This window comes from Candidatus Sphingomonas phytovorans (assembly GCA_029202385.1).
Taxonomy (GTDB): domain Bacteria; phylum Pseudomonadota; class Alphaproteobacteria; order Sphingomonadales; family Sphingomonadaceae; genus Sphingomonas; species Sphingomonas phytovorans.
In genome coordinates this window covers 2478479-2497710 of sequence record CP119314.1, presented here as the reverse complement: position 1 = coordinate 2497710, position 19232 = coordinate 2478479, and the positions used below count along the sequence as shown (strand labels likewise).

Annotated in this window: 17 protein-coding genes; 4 read left to right on the top strand and 13 right to left on the bottom strand. The window is 62.7% G+C overall.

Going from position 1 to position 19232, the window contains the following annotated elements; genetic code table 11:
* Nucleotides 1-39 precede the first annotated feature (39 nt).
* The 12 genes from ada to P0Y59_11400 all read right to left on the bottom strand — a co-directional run bounded on the left by ada (nt 40) and on the right by P0Y59_11400 (nt 14195).
* The gene (gene ada, locus P0Y59_11455) at nt 40-1119 is read right to left on the bottom strand and encodes a bifunctional DNA-binding transcriptional regulator/O6-methylguanine-DNA methyltransferase Ada (protein ID WEK02263.1); all 1080 of its coding nucleotides are present in this window, start codon (nt 1117-1119) and stop codon (nt 40-42) included.
* 155 nt (nt 1120-1274) lie between these two features.
* The gene (locus P0Y59_11450; protein ID WEK02262.1) at nt 1275-1742 is read right to left on the bottom strand and encodes an ester cyclase; all 468 of its coding nucleotides are present in this window, start codon (nt 1740-1742) and stop codon (nt 1275-1277) included.
* A 451-nt stretch (nt 1743-2193) separates the two neighbouring features.
* The gene (locus P0Y59_11445) at nt 2194-3048 is read right to left on the bottom strand and encodes a DMT family transporter (GenBank protein WEK02261.1); all 855 of its coding nucleotides are present in this window, start codon (nt 3046-3048) and stop codon (nt 2194-2196) included.
* Between the two features lie 614 nt (nt 3049-3662).
* Complete coding sequence (locus P0Y59_11440) at nt 3663-4688, bottom strand: IS110 family transposase (protein WEK02552.1); 1026 nt, start codon at nt 4686-4688, stop codon at nt 3663-3665.
* A 271-nt stretch (nt 4689-4959) separates the two neighbouring features.
* On the bottom strand, nt 4960-5607 hold the full coding sequence (locus tag P0Y59_11435; GenBank protein ID WEK02260.1) for a cytochrome b: 648 nt from the start codon (nt 5605-5607) through the stop codon (nt 4960-4962).
* 282 nt (nt 5608-5889) lie between these two features.
* Entirely contained in the window at nt 5890-7194 is a 1305-nt protein-coding gene (locus P0Y59_11430) for a lactonase family protein (protein WEK02259.1), read from the bottom strand.
* On the bottom strand, nt 7140-9881 hold the full coding sequence (locus tag P0Y59_11425; GenBank protein ID WEK02258.1) for a TonB-dependent receptor: 2742 nt from the start codon (nt 9879-9881) through the stop codon (nt 7140-7142). Before P0Y59_11425 ends, P0Y59_11430 begins: the two co-directional genes overlap by 55 nt.
* Complete coding sequence (locus tag P0Y59_11420) at nt 9853-10095, bottom strand: hypothetical protein (GenBank protein ID WEK02257.1); 243 nt, start codon at nt 10093-10095, stop codon at nt 9853-9855. The genes P0Y59_11425 and P0Y59_11420 overlap by 29 nt, the downstream gene beginning before the upstream one ends.
* 359 nt (nt 10096-10454) lie before the next feature.
* Complete coding sequence (locus P0Y59_11415) at nt 10455-11348, bottom strand: MBL fold metallo-hydrolase (protein WEK02256.1); 894 nt, start codon at nt 11346-11348, stop codon at nt 10455-10457.
* A gap of 124 nt (nt 11349-11472) precedes the next feature.
* Complete coding sequence (locus P0Y59_11410) at nt 11473-12690, bottom strand: cytochrome P450 (protein ID WEK02255.1); 1218 nt, start codon at nt 12688-12690, stop codon at nt 11473-11475.
* 114 nt (nt 12691-12804) lie between these two features.
* The gene (locus tag P0Y59_11405) at nt 12805-13554 is read right to left on the bottom strand and encodes an SDR family oxidoreductase (protein ID WEK02254.1); all 750 of its coding nucleotides are present in this window, start codon (nt 13552-13554) and stop codon (nt 12805-12807) included.
* 62 nt (nt 13555-13616) lie between these two features.
* Nucleotides 13617-14195: an isochorismatase family protein gene (locus P0Y59_11400; GenBank protein WEK02253.1), complete on the bottom strand. Its 579-nt coding sequence runs from the start codon at nt 14193-14195 to the stop codon at nt 13617-13619.
* A gap of 168 nt (nt 14196-14363) precedes the next feature.
* Between P0Y59_11400 and P0Y59_11395 the strand changes: the two genes are divergently transcribed.
* Complete coding sequence (locus P0Y59_11395) at nt 14364-14918, top strand: TetR family transcriptional regulator (protein ID WEK02252.1); 555 nt, start codon at nt 14364-14366, stop codon at nt 14916-14918.
* Between the two features lie 69 nt (nt 14919-14987).
* Here P0Y59_11395 and P0Y59_11390 read toward each other — a convergent pair whose 3' ends face one another.
* The gene (locus tag P0Y59_11390; GenBank protein WEK02251.1) at nt 14988-15545 is read right to left on the bottom strand and encodes a TetR family transcriptional regulator; all 558 of its coding nucleotides are present in this window, start codon (nt 15543-15545) and stop codon (nt 14988-14990) included.
* A gap of 222 nt (nt 15546-15767) precedes the next feature.
* On the opposite strand from P0Y59_11390, the gene P0Y59_11385 reads away from it, so the two are divergent.
* The 3 genes from P0Y59_11385 (at nt 15768) to P0Y59_11375 (ending at nt 19229) form a co-directional block, all read left to right on the top strand.
* Nucleotides 15768-17162, top strand: coding sequence for an aldehyde dehydrogenase (locus P0Y59_11385; protein WEK02250.1), 1395 nt, complete (start codon nt 15768-15770; stop codon nt 17160-17162).
* A 92-nt stretch (nt 17163-17254) separates the two neighbouring features.
* Entirely contained in the window at nt 17255-18115 is an 861-nt protein-coding gene (locus P0Y59_11380) for an SDR family oxidoreductase (protein WEK02249.1), read from the top strand.
* Nucleotides 18116-18317: 202 nt separating this feature from the next.
* Nucleotides 18318-19229, top strand: a complete 912-nt coding sequence (locus P0Y59_11375) for a LysR family transcriptional regulator (GenBank protein WEK02248.1) — start codon at nt 18318-18320, stop codon at nt 19227-19229.
* The last annotated feature ends 3 nt before the right edge of the window (nt 19230-19232 follow it).

Here is a 19232-nt window from a genome sequence, read left to right as displayed (position 1 = left end):
CCGGGGACTGCAGTTGCACGACCGACGCCGGGACGGCCGTCAGCCGCATTGCTGTGCCTCCCGGTCGATGAGGAGGCGCTTACGCTCCACGCCCCAGGCATAGCCGGAAAGCGCACCGTCGTTGCGAACGACGCGGTGGCAAGGAATGGCGACCGCGAGGTTGTTCGCCGCACAGGCTCCGGCGACCGCGCGAACCGCTGTCGGCGATCCGATGCGGCGCGCGATCTCGGCGTAGGATATCGTGGTTCCGACCGGGACTTCCCGCAACGCCTGCCAGACGCGCTCCTGGAAGGCGGTGCCGCGCACGTCGAGCGGGAGGTCGATACCGATGCCGGGCGCCTCGATCATGCCGACCACCCGCGCGACCAGATCCTCATACCCCGCATCGGCGCCGATCAGCCCGGCGCGCGGGAAGCGATCCTGGAGGTCGCGCACGAGCGCATCCGGATCATCGCCCAGCAGGATTGCCACCACCCCCTTGGTGCTCGATGCGACCAGGATCGCGCCAAGAGATGTCTCGCCCACCGCAAACCTGATTTCCTCGCCAATCCCGCCGGCGCGATAGCGCGACGGTGTCATGCCCAGCAGATCGGTCGCCTTCTCATAGAAGCGGCTGCTCGAATTGAAGCCGGCGCCATAGATCGCTTCGGTGACGCCGGTGCCGGCGGACAATTCCTGACGGACCTTCCGCGCGCGGCGCGCGGCGGCATAGTCTTTCGGAGTGAGGCCGATGGACGCCTTGAACAGGCGGTGGAAATAACTGGGGCTTCGGCCGACCGCATCCGCCAGTTCCTCAAGCGAGGGTTCCTCCTCGCTCTCTTCGATGAGCCGGCATGCCTTTTCGACCAGCGCGGCATTGCCGGCTTCGACCGAGGGGCCTTCGGGATTGCAGCGCAGGCAGGGGCGGAAGCCGGTCGCCCGGGCATCGGCCAATGTGTCGTGGAGTTGGACATTTTTCGGGTTGGCGGCGCGCGACGGACAGGACGGCCGGCAATAGATGCCGGTGGTCGACACCGAATACCAAAGCTGGCCATCGGCGGACTTGTCGCGCGCGACGATACGGGTCCAACGGGGGTCTTCGAAGACCGGGCGTGGCTGGTTGAGGATCATCTCGGTCATCATGCGTCTCTTGCCGTGTAGCACTCCACCATGCCGCGCGTGTCGATCGGGCGCACTCCGATCCTTGTTTTCAAATCAAATGTGGTGAGAACCGGATGGGACCTACCTCTCGGCGGGCCCCATCCGGGAACGGAGACCAGGCTCCGCCAGGCGACTCAGGCGTCCGAGCCACCCGCGATGGCCTTGATCAGGCCGAGTTGGGTCAGCGCGGTCACGCCATCGTCGAGACCGATTTCCTCGACGATCTTGCCGTCGATCACCTTGAGCACCGTGGTGCCGGTGAAATGCATCGTGCGGCCGGTTGCAGCCGGGAGACCGCCGATCAGGAAATCGCTGAACGCCGGGCCGCTATGCGTGCCGCCGCCCCGCCACTGGCCGACGACATAGTCGCCTTCCGCGATCAGGTCGGCCGTGCCCCAGAAGTTGAGGTCGGGGAATGCCGCGCGGAAATCGGTCATGAACGCCTTGATATCGTCGCGGCCGCGCCGCGGCTCATGCAGCGAATAGTGGAGCAGCATGTCAGGTGCGGCGATCTCGTCGATGACCGCGAGATTGACATCCTTGCCCCAGAATTCGGTAAACCAGCGGCCGACGATGGCCTTGTTGTCTTCTTCCTTGCTCATTGGAACGGGTCCTTGTGGGATGTTGCACGAGGTGCATCGACGATGTTCGATGGCCTCGGCTCCCGGCTAGACCCGCGCCGACCGGGTCAAACTCCGGTTCTTACCCCGCAATCAAATGCCGATTGGACGGCATGAAGCGGAGTTCGGAAATCGCAGGGGCAGTTGGTGTGATCGATCTGACGATGTCTGGTTTATACCGGAGCCGCCGTTCGTCCTGATCGCCGGGAATGGTGGTTTTGTCCCAGCCCCGGCCGCACCCGTTCGTGCTCAGCCTAGGCCGTCGGCAGTCGGCCAAACCACATCGTTCGCCTCCACCGACGCGAAGGTCCGACTTCGCCAGGAACGGTCGTCAGTGGGGCACGAAGCCGTCGATCCGCAACCGCCCCATAGTCCGCCATTGGCCGCGCATGGCGCGCGACCAATGGCGGTCATTCTGATCAACTCTGCGGGACTATCCCGCCTCGTATCGGAAGACGATTAGCAGGCCGGCGACGACCAAGCCGAGCCCGCCTACCATCAGTGCCGAGATCGGATTGCCGAGGATCGCCCAATCCATTGCCGCTGTGACTCCCGGAACGAGATAGAAAAGGCTGGTCACGTTCACGAGATTGCCGCGCGCGATGAGGCGATAGAGCAGGAACGTGGTGCCGACCGAGATCACGAGGCCAAGCCAAAGGACCGGCAGCACAAAGCCCGCATCCCATGAGGCGCGGAAATCGCCAAGCGGCGAGACCGCTCCGGCGAAGGCGAGCCCGACCGCATATTGCATCGGCAACACCACCCACGGCGCCTGCTTCTCGCGCTTCTGAAGAATGGAGCCCGCTGTGATACCGAGCAGCGATAGGCTAGCGAATGCCAGCCCCAGCAGGTTGAATCGCATCGATGTCAGGCCATCCGAGACGACCAGCGCAAGCCCCGCCAAGGAGCAGGCCAGCCCAAGGAGGCGCGGCGCTGTCACACGTCGTTCGGTCAGGAAAATGGTGAGGATCGGTTGCACACCCAGCAAGGTCGCAAGCGCGCCGGGTGTGATGCCGTTGTCGAGGGCCAGCAGGTAAAAGACGGAGTAAAGCCCCGCGATCAGCAATCCGATCAGCGCATTGCGACGCCGCGTACCGCGCGCCGGTACGAGCGTTCCGTTCCAGGTCGCGAAGGCGGCCAGGACCGCCAAGGCAATGGCATAGCGAAGGATGAGAATCGCGAAGGGCGAGCCGTGCCGCAGCCCGACTTCCGATACAATGGCGCCGCTGCTCCACAGCAGAACGAACGCAGTCGTCGGCAGGAGCGCCGACGCATAACGAAGGAACATGATATTCACCTGAAAAGACGTTGTTACGCCCGCGCGTTGAGCGCGAGCAACGCGCCGGCGGTCAGCCGGCGTGGATCAGTGCGGGCGGGGATGGGGGCGGTGCCCCAGCGCGGCCGAACCGGTCAGTCGACTCAGGTGGTGGAGGTGCGGAGGGCGCACGCGCGAACGGGACAGCTACACCATGTCGGTCGAGGCGGACGTTCGCGAACACATGCGGCTGATAAGCACACCCTCACCGACGGGCAAGCCGGACGGCAGCTTGTCGTACGCTGGCGCCCAGAAGCTGCCAGACTGCCGACCACCCAGACTTGCACATAGGCGGAAGGACGCGAAGTTGGCTCCCGAACGACCGTGTGTGGACGCCCCTTCGGATACAAGGGGGTGTTCGAAAGTTTTGGTTGCGCAGGTTCAGGTGCTTCCGTGTGTCCGGCCTGTTGATGCAGCCATCATCACGGCTGCTGGCCTGTATGGAGATCGCGGGTCGGGTCCATCCCGAAATTGCGCGCTCGAGGCGCTTGGTCGTTTCCCTGGTTTTCCCGACCCCGTCTTCTGACCGTTGCGCCATACCTCTCTATTGACCTTCCTTGCGTCCCTGACGCCTCAGGCTCTGACGGTTACACCGCCGCAGCCGGAGCTCTGTAAGTCCCGCCGTGCGCCATCAGGGCCCAGACGGTTCTCGCCATCTTGTTCGCCATCGCGACCGTGACCAACATGCGGGGCTTACGCGCCAACATGCCGGCCAGCCAGGCGCCGACTTTATCGGGATCCCGTGCCGCAGCCTTCGTCACCGCGCTCGCGCCGATGATCAGGAGCCGGCGCAAGCTCCGCTCGCCCATCTTCGTTGTTCGCCCGAGCCGCTCCTTGCCACCGCTGGAGAGCTGCCGCGGAACGAGACCGAGCCAGGCGGCGAAGTCGCGACCACGGCGGAAGGTGCTGGCAGCAGGCGCGAGCGCCACGAGCGCAGTTGCTATCACCGGGCCGACACCCGGGATCGTCATCAGCCGCTTCGCCATAGGATCCGCCTTCGCCCGATGGGAAATCTCCCGGTCGAGCACTGCGATCTGCGCCTGTAGCGCCTCCAGTCCTTGCGCGATCACCATCAGGATAGGCCGCGCCTGGGTCGGAATATCCGATCCGGGATCGCGAACGATCTCGGCCAACTTGCCGACGTGGCCCACGCCCTGCCGAACAATGTACCCGAACTCGGTGAGATGCCCTCGCAGGGCGTTGATCAACTGAGTGCGCTGGCGGACGAGCAGGTCGCGCGTACGGAACACCACCGCTGAGGCCTGAGCCTCCGCGCTCTTGCCCTGGACGAACCGCATGGTCGGGCGCTGTGCTGCCTCGCAGATCGCCTCTGCGTCGGCCATGTCGTTCTTCTGGCGCTTCACAAACGGCTTCACGTAAGCCGGTGGAATGAGCCGCGTGTCATGGCCCAACGCCGCGATCTCGCGCGCCCAGTAATGCGCGCTTGCGCAGGCCTCCATCGCCACGACACACGGCGGCAACGTCGAGAAGAACGATAGAACCTGATCGCGCCGCAGCTTCTTGCGGATCACGACCGCACCGCTTCGATCGGCGCCGTGAACCTGGAAAACCGACTTGGCCAGATCGATGCCGACTGTGCTAACCTCATCCATGGACGCCTCCTGCAGTGGTGCTTCAACACCTCCACTCTGGCACATCGATGCCGTCAGGGGGCGTCCACTCCAACGGAGATGGCGATGGCCGTCGTTCAGCGGGGCGTGCCTGGATGAGGGTTTTGTCCCGAAGTCAGTCACTTCGGCGTTATCAGCGCTAGATTGAGTGTGGACAGTTTTTCGAAGCAGCGATCCGGCCGCTGAATAATAGGTAATGGGCGCCTCTCGCTATCGCGCCAACGGGAAACGAGCGATAGTTCAATGTCCAATACTAGCCTCGCCCCAAGCCTATTCGCCCAAATTCACGTTTCCGATCAATAAATTGATGCTTCAAGGCGCCGCAAACGTGCAGCACCAGCAGGGCGAGCAATATCCAAGACGCGCTCAGGTGAAAGGTTGTGATGCGATCGCGCAATGCGTGTTGCGCATCGACCTGGGAGGCCTCTCGGCCCAACTCGCTGATGGGCGCAATCAACGGCAATCGTATCACGCCCCAGATCATGGTCGGGCCGCGCGGACGTTGTCCCGACGTCGCGGCCTTTGCCGCAACCAGGTCGGCTCCGGGGGAGCCGGCAGGTGGTTTCGCCGAGACCATGGCCCAGCCCGACAGCGGCAGGATCAGGATAGCGGCGTAGAGCAGGAAATGGACCGCATGGGCCAAATGGCGCTCCCATGTCGCGATCGGCAGGAGCGGCGGTGGCCGATGCGTCAGGCGCCAACCGACCCGCGCGACGCTCAGCAACAGGATGGTGATGCCCGACGAGATGTGAAGAAAGAAAAATTCTCGCGGGACGAGAGGTCGCAACAAACCCGATGCCAGATTATAGAGAATAAGCCCAGCTATCGACCAATGAAGAATGATGGCCACACGGGTGTAACGGTGACGCTTTGCCTCCTGATTCTCGTTTTCTGTGCGCATCCCTGGTTCCTCCATGTCGGTTTCAGCACGCGATCATCAGACGCGGGGCCGGTCTGTTCGACCATTTTCCCGAGGGCGGTCGAAATTCTTGGGTCGAGTATCTGGTATCTTGAACCAGGCGCCGGAAACCACCTGGTCGAAACGGCCATTCCCAACCGTCCATTTCATTGGCTTGCGGCGTGAAGGAACTCGCCCGAGCCGTTGACCGGCAACCGCGCAGGACCGCCGGGAAGCCGCTCGAAAGCGCTGTTCCCGGCGGTTCCTCGTCGAGGCCCGTTGCGATCAATCCGGCGTGCGGAACAACATCACGTTCGGGGCAGCCAGCGAGGTCTTCTGGCCGGTTGCTTTCAGCGTGCCCGTTTGGGGATCGATGCTGAACTGCACGATGTTGTTTCCCCTGTTGCTGGGCACGTAGAGCCATTTGCCCGTCGGGTCGATCGTGAAGCTGGTCGGGATGTCGACGCCCTCCGTGGCATAGCCGATAGGCGAAAGTTTGCCGGTCGAGCCGTCGATCTGGAAGCCGGCGATCGTCTGCGAGGCACGGTTGGATCCGTAGAGGAACTTGCCCGACGGGTGCACCGCGATCTCCGCTCCGCTATGAGCCCCGGCATAGCCGGGAGGCTCGGTCGAAACCGTCTGAAAGGTGTCGCCGATCTTGCCGGTCACCGGGTCATAGGGAAAGGCAGTGATCTTTCCATCGAGTTCGCCGATTGCGTAGAGAGTCTTGCCGTCTCGAGAGAAGGCGAGGTGCCGCGGCCCCATGCCGGGCACGACGGACGCCTCGCCGACCAACTCCAGCCCATCGCCCACGAGACGGAGGGTCTGTACTTTGTCGATGCCGAGATCGGCCGCACCGATGAAGCGGCCATTTGGATGAAAGACCACGGCGTGGGGATGCGGGGCATCCTGGCGTTGCTGCGGGCCCTTGCCGGTATTCGTCAGCGTACCACTGATCGGGCTGAGCTGCCCATCCTTCCCAATCGGCAGCACGACATAATCGCCATAATAATAGTTCGCCACGACGAGATGGCGACTATCCGGGGAGACCGCCAACTGGGCGGGCCCGCTGTCGAGGGATATCCGGTTCAAAAGGGTCAGCATGCCGGTCCGGGGGTCGATCGCATAGGCTTCGACCAGCCCTTCCCTGAGCTTCACTTTGCCCCTCAGCGAATAGCAGACGTACAGGAATCGTCTCGATGGATCGAGTTCCATCCAGGATGGGCTTGGACCGCGCACCTGCTGCACCGGCGTCAGACCACCGGTCTTCGGATCGAACTGGTAGACATACAGCCCGATCGCGTCGGGATTGGGGGCCCCGCCGGAGAAGAAGCTCGCGTTGGAGCTTACATAAACATAGGTGGGCATGGCTGCTTTTGCGGCCATCGCTTTGGCGTCGGGCAACGCCAGCAATGCCGCGCCGACGATACCGGCCGCCAATACCGTGCGGCGCCCCACATCCCTTGTCGAAACTGCGTCTTTCCAGTCCATCGGTCTACTCCATTTGAACGTCAGGTTGAGGGTGGGTCTCGGGTTCAGAACTTGCGGCTCAGCTGCATGCCGAACATTCGCGGCGGCCCCGGGCGACACGAGTACACCCCGACCTGATCAGCGGGATTGCCGTCATAGGTGTTGCCGAATGTCAGTGTCCTGAGCCCGGCATTCTGAAATTGTGCGCCGAGATCGGTGGGCGAGCAGTATTTCTTATCGAATACGTTGCTCGCGTACAGCCCGACATCGATTCCGGTATTGCCGACGTCGCGGATATCGAGGCGCATGTTGAAGAGACTGTAGCCTCGATAGATCAGGTCGTGATTGTAAAAGGTCGAGTTTACATTCTGATCGGATCTCCAGCTCCACCCGATATTATAGGAAACCGATCCTAGCTTGAGATTGCCGATTGCGCGGATCGGCAGCTTGTATGTCGCGTTTGCCGAGACCTGCCATGGAGAGATGCCCCCGGTCGACGTGCCGCTGAGATCAATGCCGGCCGCGGGGCCGATTACCGTGACGCCGTTGATAACCTGCGCATATCCCGCCGGGATATCGAACTTGAAGTCCGTCAGGTCTGAATAGGTGTAGCTGCCCGAAGCGCTCAGAAGCAGCGAGGGGAACGGATTCAGGGTCCCTTCAAACTCCACGCCCATGATCTTGGCCTTCTTCGCGTTCACGAGAATGCCGGCATTGCCGATGGTCGTGCCCGCCGGGCACTGGGTTATGTCGCCATTCGGATTCGAAGGCGTGACGTTGGGGAATGGCGGCTGACACAGGCCGGGTGCTCCGTAGAAGGTGTATGCTTGGGAAACCTGCTTGTTTCGCAGATCGGTATAATAAGCGGACAGGTTCAACCTGCCTGGCGCACCGGCGATCTTGAAGGTCGATTTAACGCCGGCTTCGTAGTCGGTCACCGTTTCCGGCAGCGTCTGAAGAAGCTGCGGGATCAGCGCACGAAGGTTGATGACTCCGGAGCGATACCCCGAGCGCGTGGTAAGGTAGAGCATGGTCTGAGGCGTCAGATCGAAGTCGAGCGAGAAGGTGTATGTCGGCTTCTCGAATTTCTGATGGAGTTCCCTCGCGCAGGCGTCATTGGGCAGGCGGCCGAACAGCCCCGTGCTGGGAATGATGCCTTGCAGGTTGCAGACCCTCGAGATGACCGCCCCGTCAGTGAAGTTCGGAGAAAAGGCGCGGGTCGTGGTGAAGGCTTGCTGGTGGCCGTCGCGGACGTCGACACTGTAGCGCACGCCCGCGGTAAACCGGAGGCGATCGAAGATGCTGTACGTGGCTTGCCCATAAGCGGCGTAGCTGAGATTCTTGCCCGTCGTGCCGGTCAGGTCCGCGAGGATCACATTGATGGGCACGCCGGCTGCCGTATATCTGGTGGTAATGCCGCCGTTGCCGAGGCCGCCATCCGCTTCGTGGAAAAAGAACGCGCCGGTGGTCAACAACAGGCGGTCATCGAACCATTTGCTGTTGAGCGTCAGTTCGGCCTGATGCGCATCGTTGTTCACGGGGCCGATATTCTGATTGGGGTTGGCCAGGAATATCAGCCCGCCACCCGCGCCATTGGAGGTCGACGAGGAGGTCGTGCGCTTGAACGCGTAGAATAAATTTACGTCGAACTTGCCGAGCTTCTTCTGGATGTCGACCGACGCGACATAGGTTTTTACTTGGCCGTTGGCCGTTCCCTCGGACGCGGTCGACCACCAATCGGGGATCTGGGCATTGGTGAGGTTTGCCCAAGTGCCCACCGGCCACACGACATTCCCTTTGAAGGGATCCGTATAGGCACACGCCGTGGCGCAGGCGACCGGGCTTACCCCCTGGGGCAGGGGGGTTTGTGTAAAGACCTGCGCTGTCGAGACGAGCCCGTTATATTTGTAGACGTGGGGCTGGACCGCGTCGGAATTCTCATAGGAATACGACCCGCGGAGCAGGATTGAGGTGGTTGCGTCCGGCTGCCACTTTATCGACGCCAGAAGAGCATCCTGATGCTCGTTCCCGAACGAGATCCCGCCCGGGAAATAGTTCTTTTCCCAGCCGTCGCGCCGAGCCAGCGAGCCGCTCACGCGCATCGCCAGATCGTCGGTCAGGGGAACATTGATGGCGCCCTCGACATTGCGGCGATTATAGTTTCCGAGGTCCAGCCTGGCATAGCCGCCGAAGTCGGGCTGGGGTTGAACATGGGCGTACACGATGGCCCCGCCAGTCGTATTGCGGCCAAAAAGGGTGCCCTGCGGCCCGCGATAAATCTGCAGCGATTCGATGTCGAACAGGGTCCCGTTGAGGCCGTTGTTCCGGGCGTAGAGCGTGTTGTCGACATAGACGGATGTGGGCGAGTCATTCGCCACCGTGACGACGTCGCCGGCCGGGCGTTGTCCCCGCAAGGTGACGTTGAAATAATTGGGGTTGGCGCTATCGACGGAAACCTTCAGCGACGGGGTCTGCTCGTACAGACTCTGCAGGTTTCTGATGCCCATTTTATCGAGGTCGCCGCCGCTATAGGCCGAAATGGAGATGGGAACCTTCTGCAACGGCTCTTCGCGTTTGCGCGCGGTCACGATGATGTCCTCGATGGCTGAGGGCGAGAGTTGAGCAGTGGTCTGGGGCGCGCTGTCCACGGTCTGCGCCCCTGCCGTCATCGGCGCGAGAATTCCCACGGCGCCAGCAATGACTACTGGAGCAGTCTTTCTCGTCGATCCCAAGAATTTCATTTTATTTCCTCTCCCTTTTATTTTTATCGAAATATTTTTATTTTCGATATTCCGGGTACGCTTCACTATAGTTGAAATAGCTCCCGATATTTCTGTAGATGTAGTTGACTTGGTGGCCGCATTCTGTGTTGCGGCCATGTGATTCAATGGACTGTTGAGGGGCGGCCAGGTGTGATGCCATGGCGACGGCCCGTGCCGTTTTCTGGTTGATCGAGGCCGTGGGCGCATGGGTCAGGGTCGCTTCGAACGGTGCCGACACCGCGACGACGGGCACCTTCATCCCCGGCCTGCGCGGGCAAGCTCGAAATTGCTGTCATGGTCATCCTCCCCCTTCGGTAACGCCCCACGATCTGCTGCGTGGATGGCTGAAACCGTCGTCTGGATAGGGCGAGGCTAAGGCGCGCCCATCGGGGGGCAATGATCGCGATGCGCGCTTTATGGAGGTAATCACCGTTATGCCGCGACGTGTCTCGAACCGGCGTGTCGCGGTCGATCGCGACCGGGTATCGCTGTGGACCGGTCAGGCCGATCGTGTCGCTGGAGAGTGTTGGCGGGCCATGTCCAGATGGACAGGCCTCCATCTGGCCGAAGGGGGAGGCGGTCGAAATGTCCCCTTGTGTCGGCGATGTCGCGTGGTGCCTAAGGACGGTTGGGTGAAGACCTGTCCAACGTCGCCGGGAGCCAGGCAAACCCCGCCTTGGTCCGGCCGACCCGACCGACCCCGGGATAGGGAAAATGGGGCGAGAAGACCAGTTCATGGCTGGCCGCTAGTTGCGTAAACAAAGCTTGCCTGCTGCGACTCGCGGCCGGCGCATCCTCGTCATAAGCGAATGGCCAGTCGGTATGAGCCAGTTCGATGACCGCGTTGTGCGCGAGATCGCCGATGTCCAGCAGCCGGGCATCTCCCGAACGCAGTTCATAACCGACATGGCCGGTGGTGTGCCCGGGAAGAGAAACCGGTTGGATGCCCGGCGAGACTTCCTGTCCCGGAAGGAAGATATGCACCTGGCTGGCTATCGCCCGGACAAGCTCGACCCGATTGGGCTGGGTCTGCATCCAGCGCCATTCCGCCGATGCTATATGGATGGTTGCGTTCGGGTAGCTCGACCGGCCATCCTGGCCGAGCAGACCGCCGACATGATCGCCATGGCCATGCGTGACGAGCACATCGTCGATCTCGTCCGGGCGTACGCCGGCCTTGGCCAGGCTTTGCAGGATCACACCGCCAGAACGAGGGCCAAAGCCGCTATCGATCAGGATCTTGCGATGCCCGATCCGGACGAGCAGGGCATCTATGTCCAGGGGGATATCGTCCGCGGCCATCCCGGCCCGGCGCAGGACATCCGCGACGGTCGAGGGAGCGATGCCGACGGCAAAGGTCTTGCCGTCGTTTGCGATGATGCTCCTGGAATCGCTCAGCACGTCTATCCGGAAGCGCCCCAGCGAGAAGCTGGTCACTGCGGGCGGCACCGGATCGACCGCCGCTGGCAGTCCGGTCGGCCAGACGAGGCAGGACGCCATAGCAGCGATCAATGCGACGCGCCGGCGGCGCGAGACCGTTCCCCGGGGACCGAGCTGTTCGGTGGATTCGCTGCCCGTGCCGATGGACGGCGGTTGGTTGTCGCGTGATCGCGTACGACCACCGCGGCAGGGGGGGCTACCAGGCAACGGGCAGATTCCTGCGGCCCCAAAAGGCATAGTTGGCGACCCGCTCGACGGGGCCGTCGAGCCTCAGCGCGGGCAGCCGCTCGACGAACAGCCGAAGCGTCGTGCGAACCTCGAGGCGTGCGAGGTTTTGCCCGACACAGGTATGTGTCCCGACGCCGAAGCTCATATGGCGCCGCAGCTCTTCCTTGGGGCGCTCCATGTCGAACTCGGCGGGGTTGGTGAACATGCCGCCATCGCGATTGGCCGAGGCGTAGGACATTTGTACCTTGGTGTTTTCGGGTATGTCGACGCCGTGCATTTCGATGGGGCAGGCGGTGGTCCGCCACAGGCCGAGATTGGGAGGATCGTACCGAAGCGCTTCTTCGACCGTTGGATCGATCAGCCGTTCGGGCTCGGCCTTCAGCCTCTCCCAGCGGTCCGGCCGTTCCAGCAGGCGCCAGAGCGTGTTGGTGATGGCGAAGGTTGTGGTCTCGTTGCCGCCAAGCAGGAGTGCGATGAGCAGGGCATGCTGTTCCGGACGCTCGAGATAGCGGCCCTGGACTTGGCTGCACGTGACGTCGGCGATGAAATCGTCGGGGAGCACCGTCCCGACATGCTGCGCGCCCGGTTCGCTGATTCCCTCGGCGGCAAGGCGCGCCGCGTAGCGATCGAGATAGATGTCGAAGATCCGGCAGGCCTCAGCGAAATACTCGCTATAATCCGCCGCGCGGATTCCCCAACTGGCATCAATCAATCGGTCCGACAGGTCCTTCAGGGCTTCGTATCGCTCGTCGGTCAGCCCGAGGAACAAGGCGATCGAATTGACCGGTAGAGGAACGGCATAGGCGTCATGAAGTTCGGCGCGGTTGCCGTGCGCCATCATGTCGTCGATCAGGCGATTGCCGATTGCGGTGATCCTTTCGGCATACCGGGCGACCGCCGCCTCCGACAGGCGGTGAAGGATGACGTTGCGCATCGCCCGGTGGGTCGGCCCGTCATCGAACAGGACCCCGCGTTGCCGGAAGGAGGGGGAGGGGCCGGTGCCAGAGTGGAACCGGTTGACCTGGATCTGCGCGCGCCGGACGTCCTCATGTCGGAACAGGACGTAGAAGGGTTGGCCATTCACCGAAACGTGCTGGACCGGGCAGGTCTCCCTCATTGTCGCATAGGTCGGGAAGGGATCGTCCATGACGTCACGCGCTTGCGGGTCATATTGAATCCTGGTCATGGTCGTCCTCTCCCCGAGCCCAGGCAGAGCCCCACCGAAACCGAGTGCGTTGGAGCACCGTTTTCGAAGCGCGGATCATGCGGTTCTTGCTGGCACGCGGTCTGGTGAAGAATCCTATTTGAGCGTGAAGCCGCCATCGACCATCAGATCGGCGCCGATGACGAACGACGCCTCATCGGACAATGCAAAGCAGATCATGTTGGCGAGTTCCGATGCCTTGGCGACCCGCTTGAGGCAGTTGCCCTTGGCATATTCGGCGATCCGGTCAGCGGGCGCAGCTGCCGTCATACCAGTTTCGACCACGCCGGGCGATACGGCATTGATGCGGATATTCTTCTCCGCATATTCCTGTGCGGCGGATCGCGTCAGGCCGATCACCGCATGCTTGCCCGCGGTATAGGCATCGCGACGGAGCTGGCCGGTCGAGCCGTAGATCGAGCCGGTGTTGACGATCGCCCCGCCACCGGCCTCGAGCATCGCCGGGATCTGGTATTTCATGCCGTAGAACACCGCATTGATATTGATGTTCATGACCTGGAGCCATTCGTCGATGTCGAGTTCGTGCAGCGGCAGGAGCCGCCCCGAGACGCCGGCATTGTTGGCGGCGAGGTGAAGAGCGCCGAACGCTTTCTTGGTCTCGGCGACGATCCGCTCGTGTTCCGCCGGAATGCCGACATCGGCGACCAGCGCCTGTGCCACGCCGCCATCGGCCACGATCGATTCCGCCACGCCCGCCACACCAGGTGCGATGTCGACCAGCATGACCTTGGCGCCTTCCGACGCCAGCCGCCGGGCGGTCGCCTCGCCGATGCCGCTGGCCGACCCGGTGACGATCGCCACCTTTCCCTCAAAGCGTCCCTTCACGGTCGTTCCTTTCCTTCAGTTGTGGTTATTGCATGGTGTCGCTGTTCCATTCCCCGGGCGCGTTACGCGCCGAGGGAAGCCAGGACGTCGGCCGTTGACCGCACGCGTCCCATGCGCTGGAAGGTCGAGCCGAGCGCGGTGGCGTGCGCGTTCTCGCCCAGGCCCGACATCGCGTCCTCGACGAAGATCTGATCGTAGCCGCGTTCGAACGCGTCGCGCGCGGTCGATTCGACGCCCATGTTCGTGGCGATGCCCGTCAGGATGATTGTCCGGATGCCGCGCCGGCGCAGGTGGAGGTCAAGGTCGGTGCCATAGAAGGCCCCCCAGTTCCTCTTGAAGACGCGGACGTCCTCCGCCTGAACGCCGAGTTCGGGAACGAGTTCGCTCCACTGCGCCGGGAAGGCGGCCGGAAATTTCGGGGGATTGTCCAGTTCGGGCGTGAGCGCGAGCGGGCCCGCCGGCGCCATCACGTTCACCCAGACGATCGTACCCCCCTTGATACGCAGCGCGTCGGCAAGCTGGGCCGTGCGGGAAACGACGTCGGGGCCGCTGTGCGGCGTGGTCGGCAGGGTGGCCACGCCGTGCTGGAGATCGATCACGACCAACGCGGCCTGGGCGGGATCAAAGCTTAGATCGGCCATGCAATATGCTCCTTCGCGAATGGGTTTCAGAGAACGGAAAACGCATCTTCAGGCGGTATTCGCGCCAGAAAAAATAAAATGGTTGGTTTATTTTGTGAGGTGGAGTCCTTGCTGTCAATTGACCTGCTCCATAGGAATGAGGCGCGTTTAAGGGGGATCCGGACTGATATGGGCAAAGCGGACGAAACACGGCGCCGGCTGCTGGAGGCCGCAACGGCCGAGTTTGCCGATCACGGGATCGCCGGCGCCCGGGTCGAGCGCATCGCGGTGAATGCCGGATGCAACAAACAGGCGATCTACGCCTATTTCGAGAGCAAGGTGGGACTGTTCGATGCGGTCTATCATCGGATGGTCGTGGAAACGGTGGAGAGCGTGCCGATGGATGCACGCGACCTGCCCGGTTATGCGGGTTGCCTGTTCGACCGGTATCGCGTGCATCCCGAAGTCCAGCGCCTGACGGCCTGGTTCCAGTTCGAGCGCAATAGCGAGATCGATCCGCCGGCGATCGCGCGGGCCGCGCGTGACAAGGTCGCGAAGCTCAGGGCCGCGCAGGACGAGGGCGCGATAGCCGGCGCCATCGCGCCGGAGCATTTGCTCGCATTGATACAACGCATGGCGACCGTGGGCGTCTATAGTTCACCCGAAACCGGGCGTGCCGAAAAGCCGACGCGCGCCATGCGGGCCGCACTCGTCGACGGTGTCAGAAAGCTCGTCGAGCCCTAGCGTGTCGGTCGGGCCGGTCGCGACGGCGGCTGATCGCCGCCTGTGGCGGAGGTCGGGAAGGGCCGCATGCTACGGCGTGACCAGCCTGCGGACGCCGTCGATCAGCGCCTGCCGCATTTTCCGGCTGGTCGTGGACGAGGCCTTGCTCTCGAGCGAGCCGTAGACGCCGATTGTCGCCATCCGCAGGATCAGCCCGAGCAGATATTCCGCAGGCAGGAGGTCGGTGATGGCGCCGACGGATTGCGCCTCCTTAATCCTGTCGATTTTCTGCTTGGTAGCGGAGGCTGCGATCCTCGTATCCGGGCCAAACTGAAGTCGTTCGAACTGGTGCCATGCGCTTAGTTTCTGAACCTCGGGATGATCGCGATAATGATCGAACAGGCTCGCTGCGTATCCCGGAAGATCAAGCGGATCGATCGGCACGCTTTCGACCGTGTCGATCACCATTTGCTCATAGACGGCGTCGAACAGGCCGTCCTTGCTCCCGAAATAGGCATAGATCGCCTGCTTGTTGCATCCGGCCGTCGTGGCGATCCTGTCGACTCGCGCGCCGGCGATGCCGTGCGTCGCAAATTCGACTGTCGCCGCTTCCAGCAGGCGCTGCTTTGTAATGTCCGACTTACCCATCTGTTCTCACGAATGGCTGTGCACCCAATTCGCGTCCGCCGATACCGGAACGCGCCCGTTGACATCAAGGCGAATAGCCCATAGCTATAAAACCAACTAGTTGGTTTATTTTTGTATCAACGTGCCGCTGTCGGTCAAGGATGCGACGGAGGCCTGGGCAGAGAGGACGAGGCGATGATCACCTTCCAGTCAATATTCATCGGCGGAGAATGGCGGACTCCCTTGTCCAGCGGGCGCATCGATGTCCGGTCGCCCTATGATGGAGCATTTGCCGGCTCGACTCCGCTCGCGGGCGAAGCGGATATCGACGCCGCGGTTGCCGCGGCTCGTTCGGCCCTCGATCGCGGTGAATGGGCCGACTCCCCGCCGTCTGAGCGTATCGCCGTTCTGCGCAAGTTCGCGGAACTGCATGCGGCACGGGCCGAGGAGTTCGCCCAGTTGGTCACCGCCGAGAATGGCATTCCCATTTGGGCAACGCGCGCCGTCCAGGCCTATATCGTCCCCCAGAATCAGGCCTATCTGTCGGCGGCGGAGGAGTTTGGATGGGAAACGCGCGGCCCCGCGCGCTTCGGATCAGAGGGCGCCGATACGGTTTGGCGTCGTGAACCGGTCGGCGTCGTCGCTGCCATCATCCCGTGGAATGCCCCGCACCAGTCGGCGCTTACCAAGCTCTTCCCGGCGCTTCTTGCCGGCTGTTCCGTCATCCTCAAGCTGGCCCCGGAAACGGCGCTCGACGGCCAGTTGCTCGCCGACCTCTTCGTCGAGGCGGGACTGCCCACGGGGGTGCTCAGCATCATCGTCGCCGAGCGGGAGCAGAGTGAATATCTGGTCACGCATCCTGGCGTGGACAAGATCGCTTTCACTGGCTCGACCGCCGCGGGTCGCCGAATCGCGGCGCTGGCCGGCGAGCGCCTCAAGCGGTTCAGCCTCGAACTGGGTGGGAAATCGGCCGCCGTGGTGTTGGAGGGCGCCAATCTCGATGCCGTTATCGCCAATCTGAAATTCGGGTCCTTCTTCAACAACGGCCAGGCCTGTGTCGGCCTGACCAGGGTCGTTGTCCCGCGCGGCGTCCAAGACAGGGTCGCGGAAGGCCTGGCCGCGCTCGTCAGCGGGATGCCCATCGGCAACCCGGTCCTTCCGGACACGTTCATTGGCCCGCTCGTCGCCGAGCGCCAGCGGCAGCGGGTCGAGTCCTTCATCCAGGCGGGGATCGACGAGGGCGCCCGGCTGGTCATCGGCGGGACGGGCCGCCCGGATGGGATCGATTTCGGGGCCTTCGTCAAACCGACGGTGTTCGCGAATGTCGATCCGAAGGCCCGTATCGCCCAGGAGGAAATCTTCGGGCCGGTTGTCTCGATCATCCCTTATGACGGTCTCGAGGAAGCGATCCGGATCTCCAACGACAGTGACTATGGCCTCAACGGCGCGGTCTGGGCAGCCGACCGCGAGCAGGGACTGGAAGTCGCCCGCCGGCTCAAGACGGGTGGGGTGTCGGTCAATGGTCGCGGGCGCGATTTCAGCGCGCCGTTCGGCGGCTACAAGCAAAGCGGTATCGGACGCGAATATGGTTCGTCGGGCCTGAACTCCTATGTCGAACTCAAAGCCGTGATGCTTTGAAGCGTTCCGAAGGCGGCCGGCACGGCAGGGCGGAAAGATGAGCCCGCCGCCGGCGTTGTGGGATCTTCTTCCATGCAAGAGAGGAGAATGACATGACTGCTCCTGCCATCGTCATCACCGGTACCGCGAGCGGTTTCGGGCATCTCAGCGTCCAGCGCTTCGCCGCGGCTGGATGGAACGTCGTCGCCACCGTCCGCAAGGAACAGGATCTCGGCGTCCATCACGGGGCCGACAATATCCGGACGCTGCTATTGGATGTGAACGACGAGGAGGCTGATCTCGCCTTCGGGGATCTTGCGCTACGCCAGTTCGGCCGTGTTGACGCGCTGATCAACAATGCCGGCTACTTCCAGTCGGGCCCGCTCGAAGCGAGCACTATGGACCAGATACACCGTCAGTTTCAGACGAACCTGTTCGGGCTCATAGCGCTGAACAAGGCGTTCATTCCTATCTTTCGCAAGCAGCGCTCGGGCATCATCGTCAATGTCAGCTCGATCAGCGCGGATGGCGGATATCCCTATACCTCGGTGTACCAGGCTTCCAAGGCGGCCGTCGCCTCGCTTACCGAAGGCTTGCACGCAGAACTCCTTGAGTTCGGCGTGATCGTGAAGGCGTTGCACCCGGGAAGCATGCAGACTCAAATCTTCAGCAAGCTCGATCGCGCCGAGGATGTGCCGGACGACTACACTGCGTCGTGGGACAGGTTCAAGGCACTGAACCTGGTCCGTTCCGATCCCGCCATTACCGCTGACGTGATGTTCCGCATGGTGACCGACGGCGATACCCGGAAGGTCCATTATTATAGTGGTCCCGATGGCGAGGCGATCCCGCGCGTCAAGCAGCTGCTTGGGCAGGATTGGTATTTCGAGGAGCTCAGCGCGCGGAATCGAGCCGAGCCCACCGCTTTGTGGCAGGCGCTGATGCCGCAGGCGAGCGAGGCGGGAAAAGGCTGAGCAGCATTGTCTCCTGTCGGCTCAGGCCGGCAGCCGCCGATCGGTTTCCAGAACCGAAGCCTATTCCGTTATGGTGCTTCCGTGTCATATGCGGGAGGCGGCTGGCTCACATCGCTACGGCGTGTTGACAGCACGTTGAGAGAAACGAGGCGAAGGCAGTTGCCGGACGGCGACCGTCCGGCGCCAGGAGAGGACGGATGAGATGAATCTTCGCTGGGTGGTGCTGTTTGCTGCGGTGGGACGCGATCGCTCTTTCACGGCGGCGGCAGCGCGCCTTAACGTCGCGCAACCCTGGATTTCAGCACAAATCCGCAAGCTTGAATCCGAGATCGGCGTTCAGCTCTTTCACCGGATCAAGAATCGGATCGTCTTGACCCCGGAGGGCGAGCAACTCTTTCCGATCGCCTGTCAGGTCGCCGACTCCGCCGATCATTTTCGTAACGCTTCCCGGCAACTCGATGCGAGTTCAGGAACCGTGGTGCATCTGGGCGCCGATATGCCTGCCCTTGCGGTTCCGGCGTTCGCCGAGCTGAACGATGCGTTTGCCGCCAGCCATGCCCGTTTCTCGGTGGATGTCGAAAATGGTTCGACCGAATCGCTCGTTGAACGACTGCGAGGAGGGGTGTTCGACCTTGTCTGCGTCACGGGTGCCGTTGACGCGCCAGGGCTCGAGACGATCAGGATCCAGGCCTCGCAACCCTATCTGCTGGCGCCCCGTACAGGCCCTCTCGGTAAGAAAGACGGCCAGATCGCATCCGCGGAGCTTGGCGGTCAACGGATCGTGATCGCGCCGGCCCATGCGCTTCCCCAGGTCCACCCGCTCCTCAAGTCGGCGCTCGAGGGGAGCGGCGCCGAGGTTGTTGAGGCGCCCGAGACGGATGGCCGCGCCGTCGCGCATTTCGCCGCGACCCAGGGCATGGCTGCCGTCATGATCGAGGATGTCGTGCCGCCGGACGAGCTGCTCGCGCGACCGCTTGGCGACGCCTTCCCGGGCATCGAGCATTATCTGGTCCGGATTCGCTCGGCCGTCCCGCGTGGTGGTGTCGAACGCTATTGGGGGTTGGCGAAACGACTCCATGCCAGGCAAGGCGCCGCTCGCGAACCGCTCCTATAGAGA

Coding starts and splice junctions, on each gene's coding strand:
- ada (WEK02263.1), bottom strand. CDS start 1,119: ATGACCGAGATGATCCTCAACCAGCCACGCCCGGTCTTCGAAGACCCC.
- P0Y59_11450 (WEK02262.1), bottom strand. CDS start 1,742: ATGAGCAAGGAAGAAGACAACAAGGCCATCGTCGGCCGCTGGTTTACC.
- P0Y59_11445 (WEK02261.1), bottom strand. CDS start 3,048: ATGTTCCTTCGTTATGCGTCGGCGCTCCTGCCGACGACTGCGTTCGTT.
- P0Y59_11440 (WEK02552.1), bottom strand. CDS start 4,688: ATGGATGAGGTTAGCACAGTCGGCATCGATCTGGCCAAGTCGGTTTTC.
- P0Y59_11435 (WEK02260.1), bottom strand. CDS start 5,607: ATGCGCACAGAAAACGAGAATCAGGAGGCAAAGCGTCACCGTTACACC.
- P0Y59_11420 (WEK02257.1), bottom strand. CDS start 10,095: ATGAAGGTGCCCGTCGTCGCGGTGTCGGCACCGTTCGAAGCGACCCTG.
- P0Y59_11410 (WEK02255.1), bottom strand. CDS start 12,690: ATGACCAGGATTCAATATGACCCGCAAGCGCGTGACGTCATGGACGAT.
- P0Y59_11400 (WEK02253.1), bottom strand. CDS start 14,195: ATGGCCGATCTAAGCTTTGATCCCGCCCAGGCCGCGTTGGTCGTGATC.
- P0Y59_11395 (WEK02252.1), top strand. CDS start 14,364: ATGGGCAAAGCGGACGAAACACGGCGCCGGCTGCTGGAGGCCGCAACG.
- P0Y59_11390 (WEK02251.1), bottom strand. CDS start 15,545: ATGGGTAAGTCGGACATTACAAAGCAGCGCCTGCTGGAAGCGGCGACA.
- P0Y59_11380 (WEK02249.1), top strand. CDS start 17,255: ATGACTGCTCCTGCCATCGTCATCACCGGTACCGCGAGCGGTTTCGGG.
- P0Y59_11375 (WEK02248.1), top strand. CDS start 18,318: ATGAATCTTCGCTGGGTGGTGCTGTTTGCTGCGGTGGGACGCGATCGC.